This window comes from Massilia frigida (genome assembly GCF_011682175.1).
Classification (GTDB): Bacteria; Pseudomonadota; Gammaproteobacteria; order Burkholderiales; family Burkholderiaceae_D; genus Telluria_A; species Telluria_A frigida.
The window spans coordinates 57,603-73,824 of sequence record NZ_WHJG01000012.1 but is presented as its reverse complement, the minus strand read 5'-3'; the positions used below and the strand labels follow the sequence as shown (position 1 = coordinate 73,824).

The window sequence follows — 16,222 nt, the reverse complement described above, 5'->3', positions numbered from 1 at the left end:
CTTCGATCCCCGCAATTGCCGCGCCATCGAAAACGCCACCAGTGCGGCCAACCAGAACATCCCTGTGGTGCGCTCACTGAACAAGCGTGCCACCCGGGCCTCGTCGTGGTTCTATCGCGTTGTTGAACGCAGCGCGTATTTCCCGTGCCGGGCATAGCGGCAGTGACGACATTCGGGCACGTTAATTACGACGGGGGCATTGCCCACAATCGGACACGGACTGATCCATAGCGAAATCGGCCGCTCCCAGGTTGTTCTTTATTAAACAAAAAAGCCGTACCGAACCCACTGCCTCTCGCGTGGGGCCGGGTACGGCTTCTCGTTTTTAGTGGCTAAGAACGTGCGCTATCGTCCAGTTGAGCGGCTTGGCCGCTTGGTCCCAGCCGCCGGCACCTCGGCTTGAGCAGCCGGCATCCGGGTTCGCGATTGATAGCCGGGATGGTGCGATGCAGCTAAGCTACAATACTTGTCCGCTTAAGCTACCGAATGCTCCATGTCCACTCCCGTCCTGCAAACCCGCCTGCCCGCCGTCGGCTACACTGTCTTTTCGCTGATGTCGGCGCTGGCCAGCGAGCACGGCGCGGTCAACCTGGGCCAGGGCTTTCCCGATTTCCCCTGCGAACCGGCCCTGCTCGACCACGTCGACGCCGCCATGCGCGCCGGCCACAACCAGTATCCGATGATGACCGGCGTACCCGCATTACGCGACGCCATCGCCGCCAAGATCGCCGCCCTCTACGGCGCGCAATACAACCCCGCCAGCGAAATCACCGTCACCGCCGGCGCCACCCAGGCCCTGACCACCGCCATCCTGTGCTGCGTACACCCGGGCGATGAAGTGATCGTCATCGAACCGGCCTACGACAGCTACCTGCCCGCCATCACCCTGGCTGGCGGCGTCCCGGTGCCGGTCGCGATGGAACTCGGCGAACAAGGCTACACGGTCCCGTGGGACCAGGTCGCCGCAGCCGTCACCCCGCGCACCCGCCTGATCGTCATCAACACCCCGCACAACCCGACCGGCGCGATCCTGCGCGCTCCCGACCTGCACGCCCTGGGCGGCATCGTGCGCGGCAGCGACATCCTGATCCTGTCCGACGAAGTCTACGAACACATGGTCTACGACGGCGTGCGCCACGAGTCGGTATGCCGCTATCCGGAACTGGCAGAGCGCAGCTTCGTCGTATCGAGCTTCGGCAAGACCTATCACGTCACCGGCTGGAAAATCGGCTACGTCGCCGCACCCGCCAGCCTGATGGCCGAGTTCCGCAAAGTCCACCAATACAATGTCTTCAGCGTCAACACGCCAATGCAGCACGGCCTGGCCACCTACATGGCCGATCCGGCGCCCTACCGCGACCTGCCGGCGTTTTACCAGCGCAAGCGCGACCTGTTCCGCGACGGCCTGAAAGGCTCGCGCTTCACGTTGTTGCCAGCCGACGGAACTTATTTTCAGTGCGTCAAGTATGAGGCGATTTCGCCTATACTAGAGTCGGATTTTGCACAATGGCTGACCACCGAAATCAAGGTCGCCGCCATCCCCGTGTCCGCGTTTTACAGCCAGGGACGGGAGTCCGGCATTGTGCGTTTTTGCTTCGCCAAGAAAGACGAAACCTTGCGCCTGGCGCTGGAGCGCCTGGCCAGACTTTGATTCACGGGGCTGGAACATCATCATGGCAATCAGGCGCATCACCTTGGCAGATCTGGCATTCGGCGAACCCCTGCGCTGGGATATTTTCAGCACGCCCTCCTCCAACCGTCCGCTGCTGCAAAAAGGCCAGGTGCTCGCCCCCGGCCAGCTCGACGACTGGATCGAAGCGGGACTGTATGCCGAGGCGTCGTCGCCGGTATCGGTGCTGCAATCGTTAAATCAAATTAACCGCCGCCTCGAACGCACCCTGATGGACTTGCGCGACCAGGGCAGCGCCGACCGCGAACTGCGCGCCATCGCCCAGGACCTGATCGCCACCGTCGAACGCGATGCCGACGTCGCCCTGGCGGCCATTTTCCTGAACCAGATCGCCGGCGCCTATGCCGTGCGTCATTGCACCGAAACGGCCGTGGTCGCCTGCCTGATCGCGCGCGCCATGCAAAAGACGCCCGCCGAACTGCTGGTGATCACAGCGGCGGCCCTGAGCATGAACGTGGGCATGGTGCGCCAGGCCGACCAGTTCCAGAACAAGGATGGCGCCCTGTCGCACGAAGAACGGGCACTGGTGCGGCGCCATCCGTCGGCCAGCGTCGAGATGCTGCGCTTCGCCGGCGTCAGCGATGAATCCTGGCTCGACCTGGTGCTGATGCATCACGAAAATGACGATGGCAGCGGGTATCCAGCCGGCAAGCTGGGCGACGAGATTTCGCAAAACGCCAAGCTGATCGGGCTGGCCGACCGTTATTGCGCCTTCGTTTCGGCGCGCAATTACCGGCGTTCCCTGCTGCCGCCGATGGCGCTGCAACGTTTATCCGTAGGTAATGAAATGCCGTACGACCAGATCGTGCTCGGGCACTTCGCCACCCAGATCGGCGCCTATCCGCCCGGCACGCTGGTGCGGCTGGAGAATGCGGAGCTGGGCGTAGTGTCGCGCCGCGACGAGGACGGCGCGGGTCTGGCAGTCCATGTGCTGCGCTCGGCCGACGGCAAGAGCCTGCCCGAGTCGCAGCAGCGCATGACCAGCCAGCCGGGCTGTGCAATTGCGGAAGCCCTGCATGAAGACCATGCGAAATTGCGCTTTCCGATGAAGCAGATCTGGGGCGAACTGGCGACCTTGTAGCGCTTGCCTCAGGCTGCGACGCGTTTTTCCATGAAGATGCTCATCGGGTCATCCTTGTAGTCGCCATATGGTCCCCGCCGCGCATAGCCGCCCGCTGCATACATTCCCAGCGCCTCGGGCTGGAACGGTCCGGTTTCCAGCCTGAACACCTGACAGCCGCACGCCATGGCCCGCGCTTCGAGCAGTGCCATGAGCCCCCTGGCCACGCCTTGCCCCCGGCCCTGCGGGCTGACATACAGGCGTTTGACTTCGCCAAATTCAGGGCCGAGAACGATCGCCCCGCAACCGATGGCCTGGCCCGTACTCGCCCGCGCCACGGCAAACAGCACATGCGATTGCTTCAACGATGCCAGGTCCAGCGCATACCGGCACTCGGGCGGGTACAGGCTGTCCTGGTAGGCATCGAGTTCGGCGATGAGGGCGATCACGTCAGGCTGGTCGGGAGATTCGATGGCGATGGTCATGGCTGAACAAGGAAGTTGACGTAGGAGAATAATAATACGTCAAGTTTCCAAACGTCGCAGGGCCGGGGCGTTTCAGCGGCCCAATGCGCCCACCTTGCGCTCGACAAAGCCCTGCAACTCCGGCGACAGATTCCCCGCCGCCCTGGCGCGCTGGAACGCCGCCAGCGCTTCCGGCAGCCGCTTCTCCGCCTCCAGCGAGATTCCCAGTCCCATCCACCAGACACTATTGTCGGGCGTGCCGCGCAGCGCGGCCTGATACTGCTCCACCGCCTCCTGGTGGCGCCGCTCGCGCTGCAACGCCCCGGCCAGGAAGCCGTGGTACTCGCCATTGCCCACAGCAGCCGGCAAACTCGCCATCAGGGTCCCGACCCCGGACGCGCCGCTGTCGATCTGCATGCGCGCCAGCAGCATCGCCAAGGCCGGCTGCCTGGCATCGAGCGCCAGGCCGGCCTGCAACAAACGCATCGCCTCGGCGCTGCGGCGCTGTTCGATCAGGATGCCGACCAGCGTCTGGCGCGCCGCCTCATGGCGCGCATCGATGCCAAGCGCCTGCTCCAGCTGCGCCACCGCCTCGGTCACGCGCCCCTCCTGCAAGGCGGCCAGCGCGCGCCGGTAAGCACCCTCGGCGCCCTGCCCGCCCACCGCCTGGCGGCCTTCCTGGGGCGCCAGCGCCACCGTTTTTGCGTGGGCCGCAGGAACGGCTGGTTTGTCCTTGAGCGGCGCCGCACTGGCCTCGCGCGGCGGCGCGCCTGGCGTCTCGTCCTTGTGCGCGACCGGCTTCGGCCGCGGCACCGCTTTCTCCGCGACCGCCGCAACTTGCGCCAACCCGTCCTGGCGCACGGCCGGCTTCGCTTTTTCCACCACCGCCGCAAGCTGCTGCGGCGGCGGCGTGGTCGCCACCGTCGCCACCTGGGGCACTTGCACGGCTTCCGGCATCGGCAACTGTTCCGGCGGACTGATCACGACCTGCGCTACCGACGCGGATGGCACCGCCACCGGCGCCACCGGCTGCTGGTGCAGGAAACGCCAGCCAATCGCCGCGCCCGCACCCAGGATCAGCACCCCGGCCAGCGCGCCCATCACCAGCGGCAGCGGCACGGCGCGCTCGCCCCGCCCCACCGGCCGGATATCGGCCGGCGCGCCATCGGTACCGGGCGAGCCGCGCTTGTCGAGGTCTTGCAGCATCTTGTTGATCAGACTCATGTGTTCAAGGCCCAGGTAAGTCCGCCGCCCGCCGCCAGGGCCAGCGCCAGCGCGGCAAACCAGGGCCACCGACGGCGCCTGGCGGAAATGGTATCGCGCACCGCTTCGCTCACATGGCGGCGGCTCACTTGCTGCTTGCCCTGCCCGTAGCACAGCATCAGCGCCTTGTGCGCGAGGATGTTGACCAGCCGCGGAATGCCACCGCTGGCCGTGTACAGCGCGCCCACCGCCTGCCGGCTGAACAGGCGCGCGCCGGTAAACCCGGCCACCCGCAGCCGGTGCGCCAGGTAATACTCCACATCGTCGCGGGTCAGCGGTCCCAGATGGTAGTGAAAGGTGATGCGCTGGGCCAGCTGGCGGATCGACCGCAGGGCCAGGTTGCGGTTCAGCTCGGGCTGGCCGAACAGCACGATTTGCAGCAGCTTGCGTTTTTCGGTTTCCAGATTGGTCAGCAGGCGCAGCGCTTCCAGGCTGTCGATGGGAATCGCCTGCGCTTCGTCCAGGCACAGCAGCACGCGCTTGCCCTCATTGGCCAAGGCCAGCAGCCTGTTCGTGATGGCCTTGATCAACTGATGCTGGTCGACATTCGTGTCCAGCACCACTTCCAGTTCGTCGGCCAGGGCCAGCATCAGGGTGCGCGGCTCCAGATACGGGTTGGGAATGTAGGCGGTGAAGAAAGCGTCGCCCAGGGTCGCCATGAACTTGCGGCACAGCAGCGTCTTGCCGGTGCCGACTTCGCCGGTGATCTTGATGAAGCCTTCGCCATTCCGGGCGGCCACCAGCAGGGTATTGAGCGCTTCCTGCGAATCCGGGCTGGTGAAAAAGAAACTCGTGTCCGGCGTGATGCCGAACGGGACTTCGCGCAGGCCGAAGTGCGAGGTGTACATGTCAGCGGCGCCCCGCCGCGTTCGGGTCCAGGTCGTCGAAGCGGCGGCTGGTGTCGAGCAAGTCCTGGTTCCAGCCGTTGGGGCCGTCGACGATGGTCGGCTTGATCAGCACTACCAGCTCGCGCTTCTGGTTGACGTTGGCCTTGTTGCGGAACAGTCCGCCGATCAGCGGCACGCTGCCCGCGCCCGGCACCTGCGAGCCGTCGGCGGTCGAGGATTGGCGCATCAGGCCGCCAATGGCCACCACCCGCCCATCCTGGCCGCGCACCATGCTGTCGATTTCCGAGGTGGAGGAAGCCGCCAGCGGCAGGCTGAGATTGCCGGCGCTGCCCAGGCTGACGGACTTGTTGATCGTCGTCACCTGGCTGACCGAAGGATGCACGTGCAGCAAAATATTGCCCTTGTCATCGATCTGCGGGGTCACGTCGAGCACCACGCCGGAAAAGAAGGGTTGCAAGGTCACGCTCGGGCTGACCGTATTGTTGTTGTCGCCCGTGCTGGTGGTGGTCGACACGCCGGTCACGTAAAACTCGTCGGTGCCGATCTTGAGCACGGCTTTCTGGTTGTTGATCGTGGCAATGCGCGGACTCGACAGCACGTGGACGGTGCCCTGCGATTCCAGGAAGGAAATCAGCGCGGCAAAATTGCTGGTCTGGAAGGCCAACCCGAACATCGATCCGGCCGCCGAAGCCGCGTTCGAGAGCAGGAAGCCGGTGCTGGCGGCAATCGTCTTGCCATCGCTGATGATTGGTGGCTGGCCGGTGCCGAACGGCAGCGGCGCCAGGGTGGTGCCGGGCGTGAGGAAACCGGTCGAGACGCGGTTGCCGTGCGAGCCGGGGAAGGACGCGAACGAGGCCCAGTTGATGCCGCTCTGGTAGCTGTCGTTCAATTCCACTTCAAGGATCTTGGCTTCCAAAATCACCTGGCGCCCAACCGACAGCTGGGTCGCTTTCAGGAACAGGTCGACATTGCGCAATTCCTCCGGCATGGCCCGGATCACCACCACGCCCGATTGCGGATTGACCACCACCGTGCGGCCATCTTCCTTCGCGCCGACAATCGCGACTATCGAGGCCTTGAGCTCGACCCAGAAATCGCTGTCCGAGGTGGTGCTCACGTTGCTGCTGTCGGAACGCTCGGTGGTGGCGCCGCTGCCGCCGCTCTGGTTGTTATTGCTGCTGTTATTGTTGCCCTGCCCCGAGCCGCCACTGCCGCCGCCGCTGTTGCTGGTGCCGGCATTGGCCACGGAAGTGGAGGTCACGCGCAGGTTCGACTTGCCCTTGCGGTTGCCCACCAAGTAGTTGACCTGGAACATGCGCGTCTGCATGGTGAGCGGCTTGATCGAGACGCGGTTGCCCTCGATCCGGTAATCGTAGCCGTACATTTCGCGCACCGCGTCGAGCGCTTCGGCCAGGGTCACGTCCTTCAGGTTGGCGCTGATGTTGCCGCCGACCTCGGGATGGACCAGCATGTTGTAGCGCGTGCCAGTGGCAATCGAATTGAAAAACTGCTGCGCCGGCACATTGTTGAAACTGACGTTGAAGCGTTCTTCGAGCGCCTGGCGCGACTTGGGCAATTGCCCGGCCAGCGCCGCCACCGGCGGCAGCAGGGCCGCCGCCACGGCGTCGTCGGGGCGCGCCGTGGCGGGCACGGGGCGCGCGGCGGCCGCCATCTGGGCGGTGATGTTGTCGTAGGTGTCGCGCTTGGGCGTGGCGTTGCAGCCGGCCAGGAGCGCGGCGCTTGCCATCATGGTTGCCATCACGAGGTGTTTATGCATGCTGTTGTCAGTCTCTCTCGTTATGCCGCTGCGGCGGTGGCGCCGGCGGGTACAGCCGCAATACGCGGCGGCTCTTGCCGTCCACCAGGACAACTTCGGTTTGCGTCATCTGGGCCACGCGCGCGCCCTTGAACTGGTCGCCCAGGCGCACGGTCTGGCCATCGATCACGGCCACGTGGCGCCCGCCGGGATGGCGCGCGATCAGCACCGATTGCAGTTGCGGCAGCGCTTGCGCCTGCGCCGCCGCCGGCACCGTTGCCGGGTCGCCGGCCGGTGCGTAGTAGCGCGGCGGCGGGCGGGTCGGGTCGGCCAGCGGCTGGGCCACGGCGGCCAGGGTTTGCAACGCCAGCGCGGCGGCGCACAGCAGCAGGCGCGGCTTCATAGCGCCATCCATTTCTTGTCCAGGCTTAGCGTGTACAACGTCAGGCTCAGGCGCGCATCCGGATACGCGTCGACCTCCAGATGGGCCTTGCCCCAGAACAGCTGGGTCGGCATGGCTTCGAGCGCATCCATGTAATTGATCATGTCCAGGTAATTGCCGCGCACCGTCACCTCGACCCCGTGCTGGTAAATGGCGCGGCTGGGAACGGATGGCGGCACGCTGGCGGCGGCCGGGGCCGGCGCCTCGGGCGGACGCGGATCGGACTCGAACGCGCCGTCGTAGGCCGTCACCGGCAAGCTTTTCAGGCCTACCAGGCGCAGCCGGCCATTGGCCTTGAGGATCGTTTCGAGCAGCGGTGCAATGCGTTCCGGCGCCACCAGGCTGTTGTGCGCCGTGCGCAGGCTGTCCGAGAGGGTGGCGCTGTTCGCCTTGAGCGCCTTCAGGCGCGCCTTGCTGGCCAGGTCCGGGTCGAGCGCGTGGGCTTGCACCAGGGCCGTGATTTCGGCATCGATTCCCTGCATATTGTTTTGTTGCTGGCTGATCTGGCTGCGCAAGGTTTTCTGGCGCGCGAACAGCGGGTCGAACAGCATGGAGAACATGATGAACACGATCACGCCAACGGTGGCGCCGAACACCATGGCACGCTCGCGCACGCTCATCGCATCGATTTTCAATTGCAGCTTGAGCAGGCGCGCTTTCATTTGGCGGTCTCCGCCTTGATCCTGGCTGCCACTTGCGCCAGCTCGGCGGGCGGGGCGGACGAAGCGACGGCCGATGCCGCCACCCGCTCAGCCGCCACATCCTGCAGGGTGAAATCGATATACGGCGCCAGCTGGGACGGGTCTTCCGACTCCTTGCCATCGACCTGCAAACGGGCGCGGCTGATTTGCAGGCTGGAAAAGCTCTTGCCCTGCATGGCCGGTTCGCGCGTGAGCCGGTTGACGTAGGCCGGCACCAGCTTGGCGTCGAGCGCCCTGCCCTGCAAGGCGATGCGCGATTCGGCGCCGCCGATGCGCACCCCGGTCAGCCACAGCTCGCCCGTGGACTGGCGCGCCAGCGCCTTGAAAAAGCGCGAATAGCCCTTGCGCGCGTCGCTCATGGACTTGCCGTTGAGCACAGCGGCCACCTGGTGCAGCGCGGCCAGTTCGGCTTCCGCGCTGGCGATCTCGTTATCGAGTTCCTTGCTTTTCTGGCGCGGGGCGAATTCCACCATGGCGCTGGCCTGGCGCTTCTTTTTCAGGTCCAACTGCTCGGCGCCGGCGGCCGCTTCCGCTTCGAGCACGGACACGCTGTGGCGGCCCATGATCACCAGCGCCAGGGCGCCGGCCACCAGCACGCCGAGCGCGAGCAGCATGGCGCTGGACGTGAAGACCTTCTTCTGTGTGAGAAATTCGGGGTTGAATAGATTGATCTGCTGGCTCAAGAGGCGGCCTCCTCTTGCCGCAGCGCCGCGCCCAGGGTCAGGAAGAAGCGCTGCTGCTGGGCCAGCGCAGCCAGTTCCGGCACGCCGCCCAGATCCAGCACCGAGGCCAGGTCGAGCGATTCGACCTTGGTGTACAGATTGCTGGACAGGTATTCGTCAAGGCCGCTCGCGCCGGTCGGCGCCAGCACCAGTTTCGAGACATTGATGAAGTTGTACTGACGGTCGAAATGGTCGAGCGAGCGCTGCAACTCGAGGGTGATCTTGTCGTAGCACACGTGCTTGCGATCATGATCGCTGTCGAGCAATTGATCCAGAGTCACATCGATGCGGCGCGCCAGGTACAGCTCGCCCTTGTAGGTGACGGTCAGCAAGCCCCCGTCGGTGCTGAACGAGAGCATGGCCACGCCGCGCCCTTCCGGTTCGAGCAAGGCCGAGATATTTCGCTGCGCCATTTCGGGAATGTCGATCACGGCCAGCGGCACGCCGGCATCGACGAAGCGGTTCTGGCGGCTTTCGATCAGGCTGTTGCGTGCGGCCACGGCAAACAGCGACTGGCTGCGGCCCTGGGCTTTATCGGTGGGAATATCAAGCACGTCGATGCTGGCCTGGTCGGCGGGAAAGTCGAGCATGTCTTTCAGGCGCCAGCGCACGGCGGTGCGCAGCTCGTCGGCCGGCACATTGGGCGACTCCACCGACAGCAACTGGTATTCGCCGGCGCCGAGCACGGTCGAGCAGCGAAAACTACTGGCGTGCAAGTCCTTGCCCGTCTTTTCCAGCATGTCCGGGCCGCCACCCTTGTCGGCGGGGTAAAACGCGGCCAGCGCCACGCGCGGCAGGCCCTCGGCCTGGCGCTTGACGCGGGCGGCGAACACGCCCTCGCCATGCAAGGCGATTGCCAGCAAGCCATCCTTCTTCTTTGATCTCGAGAAAAATCCCATGCCCGCAATCTCTATCAATACAGCGCGCGAAGTTCGCCCGGTAGCGTCTTGATTATATTCAAGTTTCGCCGCGATTTAACACGAAATTTGCGATCGGCAACTAAAACCGTCTTATTTCCACCGCATAGCCGTAGCAGGATGGAATGTACTTTACACGAAGCCATCAAAAAACTTCGCGGATGTAAATCAGCGGCGTCGGTTTGTACACGCCGAAGGTCAGCTTGCCGGCCGCCGCCGGCAGCCAGGCCGGCTGGTTGACGCTCACGTTCACGCTGCCGGTCTTGTTGGTCGGCGCGAACTTGAACTTCACCAGGCCGTCGACCATCTTCGCATTGCCGAGCGTGGCCTTGGGATCGGGAAGCGGCGTGCCCGTGCTGCACGCGGCCATGTTTTTCAGGCATTGCGAATAGCTCAGCACCAGCTGGCTGGCGGTGACGCTGTGCGGGAAGGACACCACGCCCGAGCCGGCCACCGGCGTGGCGACGATGCTGATGCTGTCGGTACGGCTGTCGGCCCAGCGCCCATCGCTGGCCGTGGTGCCGGTCCAGTATTGGGCGCGCATCACGACCGGCAGCGCCAGCAATTCCGAACCGAAGGCGTTTTCGACCAGCAAGCGTCCGCGTACGATCTTGGTGGCGCCCTCGACTGACAGGCCGGAGCGGCCCGAGGTGACCAGGTCGGCATCGCTGGCGCGCAGGTAGATATCGACCGCCGCCATGCTGCTGGCCGCAAAATCGAAACTCGGCCAGACCGTGGCGCTGCCCTGCACGAACACGCTGGCGGCGTTGGCGATCGGGCTCGGCGTCAGCGTGCCCGAGGCGGCCAGGGTCAGCCCGCCCAAGGCAGTGTAGGGCAGCAGCTTGGGCGACTTGACGAACTTGCCCTGGTAAAACTTGGTGATATTGCCCGCGGCATTGTAGGCAGTCACGATGGTCTGGATCGGCTGCTTCGAGTAATGCAGCCCGATATTCTGGCAATTGAGCGGATGCGGCGCGGCACAAAAGATCGCGATCGGCACGGCGGTGCGGAAATGGTCAGGGTAAAAGCGGCCCAGGGCGACGCCATCGCTGGCCACATCCTCAACCCCGAGATACGTGCCGCCATTCATGTGCACGCTCACGTTGACGATGCCGGCCTCGGCGAACGTGAAGTTCGCGCCCGTGGCCGCGCCCGCGCTGAAGGCCCCGAAACTGCCCTCCACCTTGGGCACCGGGTCGCCCGGCTCGCTTGCCATGTCGGCGAACGGCAAGGTGTCCGAATTGGGGTCGCCGGGGATGGCGAAATTGGTGGAATCGATGGTCGGCGTGGTGAGCAGCTCCACCCCTTGCGGCGTGGTTTCCTGGCCAAAATTGGGGGTCGGGCTGCTGTCGGCCGCTTGCGCCACCACGTTCAGCGTAAAGCCGGCGCCAGCCTTCCAGAAGCGGCCGATGTCGGCCGTCATGTCGTCGGCGGCGACCGCGCCGGCCGGGTTGCTCAAGGGCGTGCTCAAGGCAAATTTATACGGCCTGACCACGAACTGGCCGCTGGTGCTGGTCAGGGCCACGGCGGACGCCGTTTCCGACAGAAACAGCTCGATCATGCCCACGTCGCCATACACGAACTGCATCAGCGCGCTGCTCGGCGAGCCGGTCGCAAACGCCATGGCGATGCCTTGCCACTGGGTCGCGCTTTGCAAGGCGGTGCTGGAAATGCAGGCTTTCAGCGCCACGCCCTTGAGTCTGGCCACACCGCCGGCGCCGGTAGTGGGATTGACGCAGCGAAACGAGAATTGCAGGGTCGGCGTGGACGATGGCGGCACGGCCGGTTTGAAGCTGCTGTCGACAAAGGTCACATACACGGGCGACTGCACTCCCGCCTGCAAGGTCGGCACGCTGAGCAGATTGCATTTGCCGGGAGTACCGAACGCGACCCCGACTTCGCACGGCATATTGGTAAACACATAGCGCGCACTGCTGAAGGTGATGGTATTGCTGGCGCTGTTATTGGCCATGTCATTATCGAACTGCAAGCCGCTGACGGTCGCGCTGCTGGTCATGCTGTTGGGTGCGGTGATGCCGATCCTGGCGGTGATGGTCAGTGCCGGCGCCGACTCGTTCACGTCGAGCGACTCGGCGCTGGTGCAGGTCACCACCTGGCCGCTGGCGGCGCAGCTCCAGCCGGTGCCGGACGAGGACTGGTACGTCAGGCCGTTGGCCAGGGTGTGCCTGACCGTGATCGGCCCGGCGTCCGGCAAGGGGCCCAGGTTGGTGACCGTGTGGATCAGGTTGACATTGCTGCCGCGCGCCGGCGTGCCCGTCAGCGCGATCGCCAGCGACAGGTCGGCCACGTCGACGTTCGGCACCGAGACGATTTCGGCGTTCAGCAAGACCATGTCCTGGCCCGACTCGTACAGCATGGAGGCGGTGGTCTGGCCGGCGAACAGCTTGGGGCTGGCCAGCAGGTAGGAATCAAAATCGATGCCGTATGACAGGTTGTCGACCGTGGCGCCGATATTGCTGGTGGAATTGAACTGGTTGCCGGTGGGATTGGCCGCGTCGACCATCTCGGAACCGTTGAACTTGAGGTTTTCGCCGCCGCCGGACAGCGAACTGTCGCCTTCCCAGGTCACGTGGGCGATGCGGCCGGTGGCGCTGCCCAGCGGCGATGGCGTCCTGAAATTGCTCAGGTTCAGGCTGACCTTGATATTGTCGGCGCCATAAGTGCGGATGTACTGGAAGCCCTCGTACAGATTGAGCACGCGGAATGTTTCGTTCGGCTCCGAATAGATCGCCAGCAGCGAAAAGCCGCCCACCACCCCTTCCACCCCGCAGTAGGTGGACGAGTTGTCGATGGTGAGATTGGAAAAGGTGTAGTCGGCATTACGTTTCGCCGTCACTTGCGCGGTCACGTCGACCGCGCCCGAAAAAAAATTGTAGCCGATGGTCGCGGTGGTGAAGCGGCGGTTGGCCGGCGCGCTCAGCGCCACCCCATCCATGCTCACGCTATAGTCGGGCGTGCTGCTCGACCCGGCCCAGTACAGGTGTGCGCTGACGATCTTGGCGGTGGCGGGAATGCCGGCCAGCTTGGCCGTCAGCACCCCGTTATTGATCGAGCAAGGGTTGCTGCCGTTAGCCCCGGTGCGCATGGTCTTCTGGGTGCCGGTGAAGTTCAGCCGCCCCGCGTAGCTCTTGAACAGCGCGATCGGCGTGTCGGCGCGGGCCGGCAGGCTGGCCAGCAGCAGGCCGGCGCCGCACCCAATCGCCAGCGCGGCGCGCCAGAACCTGTCGATGCGCTGCGTCATGGCTGCCCCGGCTCGCTGAATTCGACGTGCACCACGCGCTGCACATAGTCGATGTTGTTGGTCGGACTGGGGCAAGCGCCGCTGCCGGGGGTGTTGCAGGCCGTGCTCAGCACCGTGTAGCGCTGCAGCTTGCTGACCGTGTCGAGCGTGCGCGTGCAGATCACCGTCACCTTCATGGCGGCCAGGGTGCTGTCGGCCGGCATCGGAAAGGTGCTGCTGGCGCAGGCCCCATTGACCCGCGTGACCTGGTACACGCCCCATTCGGCGCCGGCACGCGCCGACAGGTAGGCGCGCGTACCCTGCAAGTCGAGCGCCGACGTGGTTTGGGCACTGGTGGCCAGGGTCACCATCGCCACCGCCAGCCCGGCCAGTACCACCAGCAGGAAGATGGCGGTGACCAGGCTCACGCCGCGCATGCGCCCCAGGTTCGGAAAGCGTTTCATGGGTTATTGTCCACGTGCACCACCTGGATCAGGCGGATGGCGCCGTCGCTGCCACTCGGCCGGCGCAAGGTCAACGTCAGGCGTACCAGCGCCGCGCGCGTATTGCCGACGACGGAATAATCGAATTCGCAGGACTCCACATTGGTCGCCAGGACCGCCGGCGCGGCGCTCGGCAGCGGATCCTGGACCGCCTTGAAGCCGTAGTTGGCGTGCCGGTACAGCATGCCGTTGGCGCAGCTGTAGGTGACCGGCTGGCCGGTCACCTGGAAGCGGTGCAGCGGATGGGCCAGGGGCGGATTTTGCACGGCGAAGGGATTCGCCGCCAAGGTGACGAGCTTGTTGGCCGCATCCACCGCCGTCACCTGGGCGCGGTTGGTCGGCACCGCCGCGTACACATTGGCCAGGTCGCCATCGATGGCCATGTTGTTGACCACCACGGTGTCGCCGGCCACGATCTGCTGGGTCCCGCCCTGCAGCGGGCCGACCACGCGGAAGTCGAGATCGGCGCTGTTGACGAAGTTCAGGTGCTGGCCGGCCTCGACATCCTCGGCGGCCAGGTAGCGCCCGCCCGTCTTGGTCGGCACGAACTCGATCGAGGTTTTCGCCGCGCCTGCCACGCGCACCGTGTTCGGCAGCGCCAGGCGGATTTCGCGCACCATGCGCCGCACGGCCGTGTCGGCCACGTCGGTCAGTTCGGCGCGGCCGGCGCTGTCGACATAGTTTTGCACCGGCAGGCGCAGGAAGGTGGCGACGATGCCGCCCAAAATGCCGGTGATGACGATCACGACGATCGCCTCGACCAGGGTAAAGCCGTGCTGGCGTGAACGCGGCGGCATCATGGCGGCGAATTCGGTGCGTAGCGCGCGCGGTAGCCGTCCAGCACCACCGTTTCGACATTGTTGTACGACACCGCCACCCGGATCCACAGGGCTTCCGATTGCGGCAAGCCGGCGCCCGCCGGTCCCAGCAGGCTGGTGGGCGTCACGGTCAGCCTGGCGGTGTAGCCGGGCAAGGGGATTTCCTGCCCGGCCGCGTCGCTCAGCTTGCCGGCGCTCAGGAAGGCTTCCGTTGCTGTGCCGTAGGCGGCCACATAATCGTTGACGTTGTCATACGGACGCGTGCCGCCGGCCTCGTTGCCGACGTTCTCGACCAGGGCGGCGCAAGCGGCCGGGCCAATCGCCGCGCCGTTGGCCGATTCGACCTGGTCGTCGGTGGCATCGCAAAAGGTAAAGCGGGCCAGCTGGACTTCTTCCATCAAGCCCTCGGCCAGCATCAGCGCCTGCTTGCGCACCAGCGGGTCGGCGCTGACCCGGGTGGTCAGGTTCATGGCGTTGAGGATGCCGGCCAGGCCGACCCCGATGATCACCATGAAGATGATCAGCTCGACAAAGCTGATGCCGCGCTGGTAAGCAAGGATGCGGGCGCGCTCAGTGCACATGGCCGGTATCGGCTTCCACCACCAGGGCGACGCTGCTGGCGCCGGACTTGACGGTCATGCTCATCCTGGTGAACAAGGCCGCGCCCACGTTGGCGGGACGGCCCAGCGCATCGTAGGAAAAGAAGGCGGTGGCGGGATTGCTGGTGTAGGTCACGCCGGGCGGATTGCCTTCGCAGGCCCAACTGGTCGAATTGCTGCAGCCGGCCAGCGTATTGGTGCTGGCGGTATTATTGGCGGAGGGAGACATGACGCGCTGGTTGGCGGCACAGCTGCCGTCGGCCTGGTACACGAAGCACAGCGCCACGCTGTTGCCGTCGAGCCGCACGAACACCGGGCGGTTCTGGGCGACGGCCACTTTCTGGCCATAGCGGATCAGGGAGCGGGCTTGTTCGGTAAAGGCGGCCGCGTCGTACACGGCGCGGTCGAAATAGCGGGTGGCGGCGGCGGCGCCGAGGATGCCGATGATCACCATGACCACGATCAGCTCGACCAGCGTGAAACCCTGCTGGAGAGGCTTGCCGTGGCGCCGGGGGATGCCGCTCATGGGGAAGTTGCCGGCCCGACTGGCGCAGCGGACAGCGGCCTTGGCCGCGATGCCCGTGTTTCTCTGCGCCAGTGAGCCAGTCACTCGGTACGGCTTAGCAGGACGTTGCTTTGACAGTGATCACCGGCGGGGTCGCATCGGTGGCCGGGGCCACTGGCGCGACGGCTGGCTTGTAGTGCACGTAGCAGTTCAAGCCCTTGACCGTGCCCGACACGCTCAGCGGCACGATCGCCACTTCGCCGGCAATGGTGGTCGGGGTATTGACCGAGCTTTGCGCGGTGGTGATCAGCTGGTAGTCGGTATCCTTCAAGCCGGCTGCTTCGAGCAGGGCGGCGTTGCCGGTCGGATACCCGTTGGCCACGGTCACCGCGGTGCCTTCGAGCGACACGGTCGCGCTTGGGGCGATCAGGAACTTGCCGTGCACCATGGCCGAGACCGCTTCCAGCGAACCCTTGGCAGCCTTCATGGTGGCGCTGCGGGCGTCACCGCCGAGGTCGGCGAATTTTGGCAGCGCGGTGGCCGCGAGGATGCCGAGAATGACGATCACAACGATCAGTTCGATCAGGGTGAAGCCGGCTTGGGTGGTGCGAATGAACTTACCGTGGGATTGCATTTTCATGTGGATCTCCAAATTCGATTTAAGCAGTGAAATGTGAGGTGCGTAACAGAAAC

Annotated in this window: 16 protein-coding genes; 2 read left to right on the top strand and 14 right to left on the bottom strand. The window is 65.2% G+C overall.

Translation table 11 applies throughout. The features are described from left to right. The first annotated feature begins 493 nt into the window (after positions 1-493). Together F2P44_RS13975 and F2P44_RS13970 are read left to right on the top strand one after the other, a co-directional pair. Complete coding sequence (locus tag F2P44_RS13975; protein ID WP_167087351.1) at positions 494-1,651, top strand: pyridoxal phosphate-dependent aminotransferase; 1,158 nt, start codon at positions 494-496, stop codon at positions 1,649-1,651. A gap of 22 nt (positions 1,652-1,673) precedes the next feature. Continuing rightward, on the top strand, positions 1,674-2,771 hold the full coding sequence (locus tag F2P44_RS13970; RefSeq protein ID WP_167087349.1) for an HD-GYP domain-containing protein: 1,098 nt from the start codon (positions 1,674-1,676) through the stop codon (positions 2,769-2,771). Positions 2,772-2,779: 8 nt separating this feature from the next. Here the strand turns inward: F2P44_RS13970 and F2P44_RS13965 are convergent, their stop codons facing one another. From F2P44_RS13965 to F2P44_RS36365, 14 genes are all read right to left on the bottom strand, one after another. After that, positions 2,780-3,235, bottom strand: coding sequence for a GNAT family N-acetyltransferase (locus F2P44_RS13965; RefSeq protein WP_167087347.1), 456 nt, complete (start codon positions 3,233-3,235; stop codon positions 2,780-2,782). A 72-nt stretch (positions 3,236-3,307) separates the two neighbouring features. Further along, positions 3,308-4,438, bottom strand: coding sequence for a tetratricopeptide repeat protein (locus F2P44_RS13960; protein ID WP_167087345.1), 1,131 nt, complete (start codon positions 4,436-4,438; stop codon positions 3,308-3,310). Continuing rightward, entirely contained in the window at positions 4,435-5,325 is an 891-nt protein-coding gene (locus F2P44_RS13955) for an ExeA family protein (protein WP_167087343.1), read from the bottom strand. Before F2P44_RS13955 ends, F2P44_RS13960 begins: the two co-directional genes overlap by 4 nt. 1 nt (position 5,326) lies before the next feature. Continuing rightward, a complete protein-coding gene (mshL, locus tag F2P44_RS13950; RefSeq protein ID WP_167087341.1) occupies positions 5,327-7,102 on the bottom strand; it encodes a pilus (MSHA type) biogenesis protein MshL in 1,776 nt (591 codons plus the stop codon). 7 nt (positions 7,103-7,109) lie between these two features. Continuing rightward, positions 7,110-7,484, bottom strand: coding sequence for a hypothetical protein (locus F2P44_RS13945; protein WP_229423544.1), 375 nt, complete (start codon positions 7,482-7,484; stop codon positions 7,110-7,112). Continuing rightward, positions 7,481-8,185 (bottom strand): type II secretion system protein M, encoded by a 705-nt coding sequence (locus tag F2P44_RS13940; RefSeq protein ID WP_167087336.1) that lies wholly within the window; start codon positions 8,183-8,185, stop codon positions 7,481-7,483. The genes F2P44_RS13945 and F2P44_RS13940 overlap by 4 nt, the downstream gene beginning before the upstream one ends. Continuing rightward, entirely contained in the window at positions 8,182-8,907 is a 726-nt protein-coding gene (locus F2P44_RS13935; protein WP_187363314.1) for a hypothetical protein, read from the bottom strand. Before F2P44_RS13935 ends, F2P44_RS13940 begins: the two co-directional genes overlap by 4 nt. Beyond that, positions 8,904-9,845 (bottom strand): type IV pilus biogenesis protein PilM, encoded by a 942-nt coding sequence (locus F2P44_RS13930; protein WP_167087335.1) that lies wholly within the window; start codon positions 9,843-9,845, stop codon positions 8,904-8,906. The genes F2P44_RS13935 and F2P44_RS13930 overlap by 4 nt, the downstream gene beginning before the upstream one ends. A gap of 163 nt (positions 9,846-10,008) precedes the next feature. Beyond that, positions 10,009-12,216 (bottom strand): DUF6701 domain-containing protein, encoded by a 2,208-nt coding sequence (locus tag F2P44_RS13925; protein ID WP_370662689.1) that lies wholly within the window; start codon positions 12,214-12,216, stop codon positions 10,009-10,011. 905 nt (positions 12,217-13,121) lie between these two features. After that, positions 13,122-13,568, bottom strand: coding sequence for an agglutinin biogenesis protein MshP (locus F2P44_RS13920; protein WP_167087331.1), 447 nt, complete (start codon positions 13,566-13,568; stop codon positions 13,122-13,124). Further along, complete coding sequence (locus F2P44_RS13915) at positions 13,565-14,407, bottom strand: type II secretion system protein (RefSeq protein ID WP_167087329.1); 843 nt, start codon at positions 14,405-14,407, stop codon at positions 13,565-13,567. Before F2P44_RS13915 ends, F2P44_RS13920 begins: the two co-directional genes overlap by 4 nt. Next, the gene (locus F2P44_RS13910; protein ID WP_167087327.1) at positions 14,404-15,006 is read right to left on the bottom strand and encodes a type IV pilus modification PilV family protein; all 603 of its coding nucleotides are present in this window, start codon (positions 15,004-15,006) and stop codon (positions 14,404-14,406) included. Before F2P44_RS13910 ends, F2P44_RS13915 begins: the two co-directional genes overlap by 4 nt. Beyond that, on the bottom strand, positions 14,996-15,550 hold the full coding sequence (locus F2P44_RS13905) for a pilus assembly FimT family protein (RefSeq protein ID WP_167087326.1): 555 nt from the start codon (positions 15,548-15,550) through the stop codon (positions 14,996-14,998). Before F2P44_RS13905 ends, F2P44_RS13910 begins: the two co-directional genes overlap by 11 nt. A gap of 94 nt (positions 15,551-15,644) precedes the next feature. After that, entirely contained in the window at positions 15,645-16,169 is a 525-nt protein-coding gene (locus F2P44_RS36365) for a type II secretion system protein (RefSeq protein ID WP_167087324.1), read from the bottom strand. Positions 16,170-16,222 lie beyond the last annotated feature (53 nt).

What these genes read in the sequence shown, in the direction of transcription:
- F2P44_RS13975 (WP_167087351.1), top strand. Translation starts at nt 494, where the DNA reads ATGTCCACTCCCGTCCTGCAAACCCGCCTGCCCGCCGTCGGCTACACT.
- F2P44_RS13970 (WP_167087349.1), top strand. Translation starts at nt 1,674, where the DNA reads ATGGCAATCAGGCGCATCACCTTGGCAGATCTGGCATTCGGCGAACCC.
- F2P44_RS13965 (WP_167087347.1), bottom strand. Translation starts at nt 3,235, where the DNA reads ATGACCATCGCCATCGAATCTCCCGACCAGCCTGACGTGATCGCCCTC.
- F2P44_RS13960 (WP_167087345.1), bottom strand. Translation starts at nt 4,438, where the DNA reads ATGAGTCTGATCAACAAGATGCTGCAAGACCTCGACAAGCGCGGCTCG.
- F2P44_RS13955 (WP_167087343.1), bottom strand. Translation starts at nt 5,325, where the DNA reads ATGTACACCTCGCACTTCGGCCTGCGCGAAGTCCCGTTCGGCATCACG.
- mshL (WP_167087341.1), bottom strand. Translation starts at nt 7,102, where the DNA reads ATGCATAAACACCTCGTGATGGCAACCATGATGGCAAGCGCCGCGCTC.
- F2P44_RS13945 (WP_229423544.1), bottom strand. Translation starts at nt 7,484, where the DNA reads ATGAAGCCGCGCCTGCTGCTGTGCGCCGCCGCGCTGGCGTTGCAAACC.
- F2P44_RS13940 (WP_167087336.1), bottom strand. Translation starts at nt 8,185, where the DNA reads ATGAAAGCGCGCCTGCTCAAGCTGCAATTGAAAATCGATGCGATGAGC.
- F2P44_RS13930 (WP_167087335.1), bottom strand. Translation starts at nt 9,845, where the DNA reads ATGGGATTTTTCTCGAGATCAAAGAAGAAGGATGGCTTGCTGGCAATC.
- F2P44_RS13925 (WP_370662689.1), bottom strand. Translation starts at nt 12,216, where the DNA reads ATGGTCTTGCTGAACGCCGAAATCGTCTCGGTGCCGAACGTCGACGTG.
- F2P44_RS13920 (WP_167087331.1), bottom strand. Translation starts at nt 13,568, where the DNA reads ATGAAACGCTTTCCGAACCTGGGGCGCATGCGCGGCGTGAGCCTGGTC.
- F2P44_RS13915 (WP_167087329.1), bottom strand. Translation starts at nt 14,407, where the DNA reads ATGATGCCGCCGCGTTCACGCCAGCACGGCTTTACCCTGGTCGAGGCG.
- F2P44_RS13910 (WP_167087327.1), bottom strand. Translation starts at nt 15,006, where the DNA reads ATGTGCACTGAGCGCGCCCGCATCCTTGCTTACCAGCGCGGCATCAGC.
- F2P44_RS13905 (WP_167087326.1), bottom strand. Translation starts at nt 15,550, where the DNA reads ATGAGCGGCATCCCCCGGCGCCACGGCAAGCCTCTCCAGCAGGGTTTC.
- F2P44_RS36365 (WP_167087324.1), bottom strand. Translation starts at nt 16,169, where the DNA reads ATGAAAATGCAATCCCACGGTAAGTTCATTCGCACCACCCAAGCCGGC.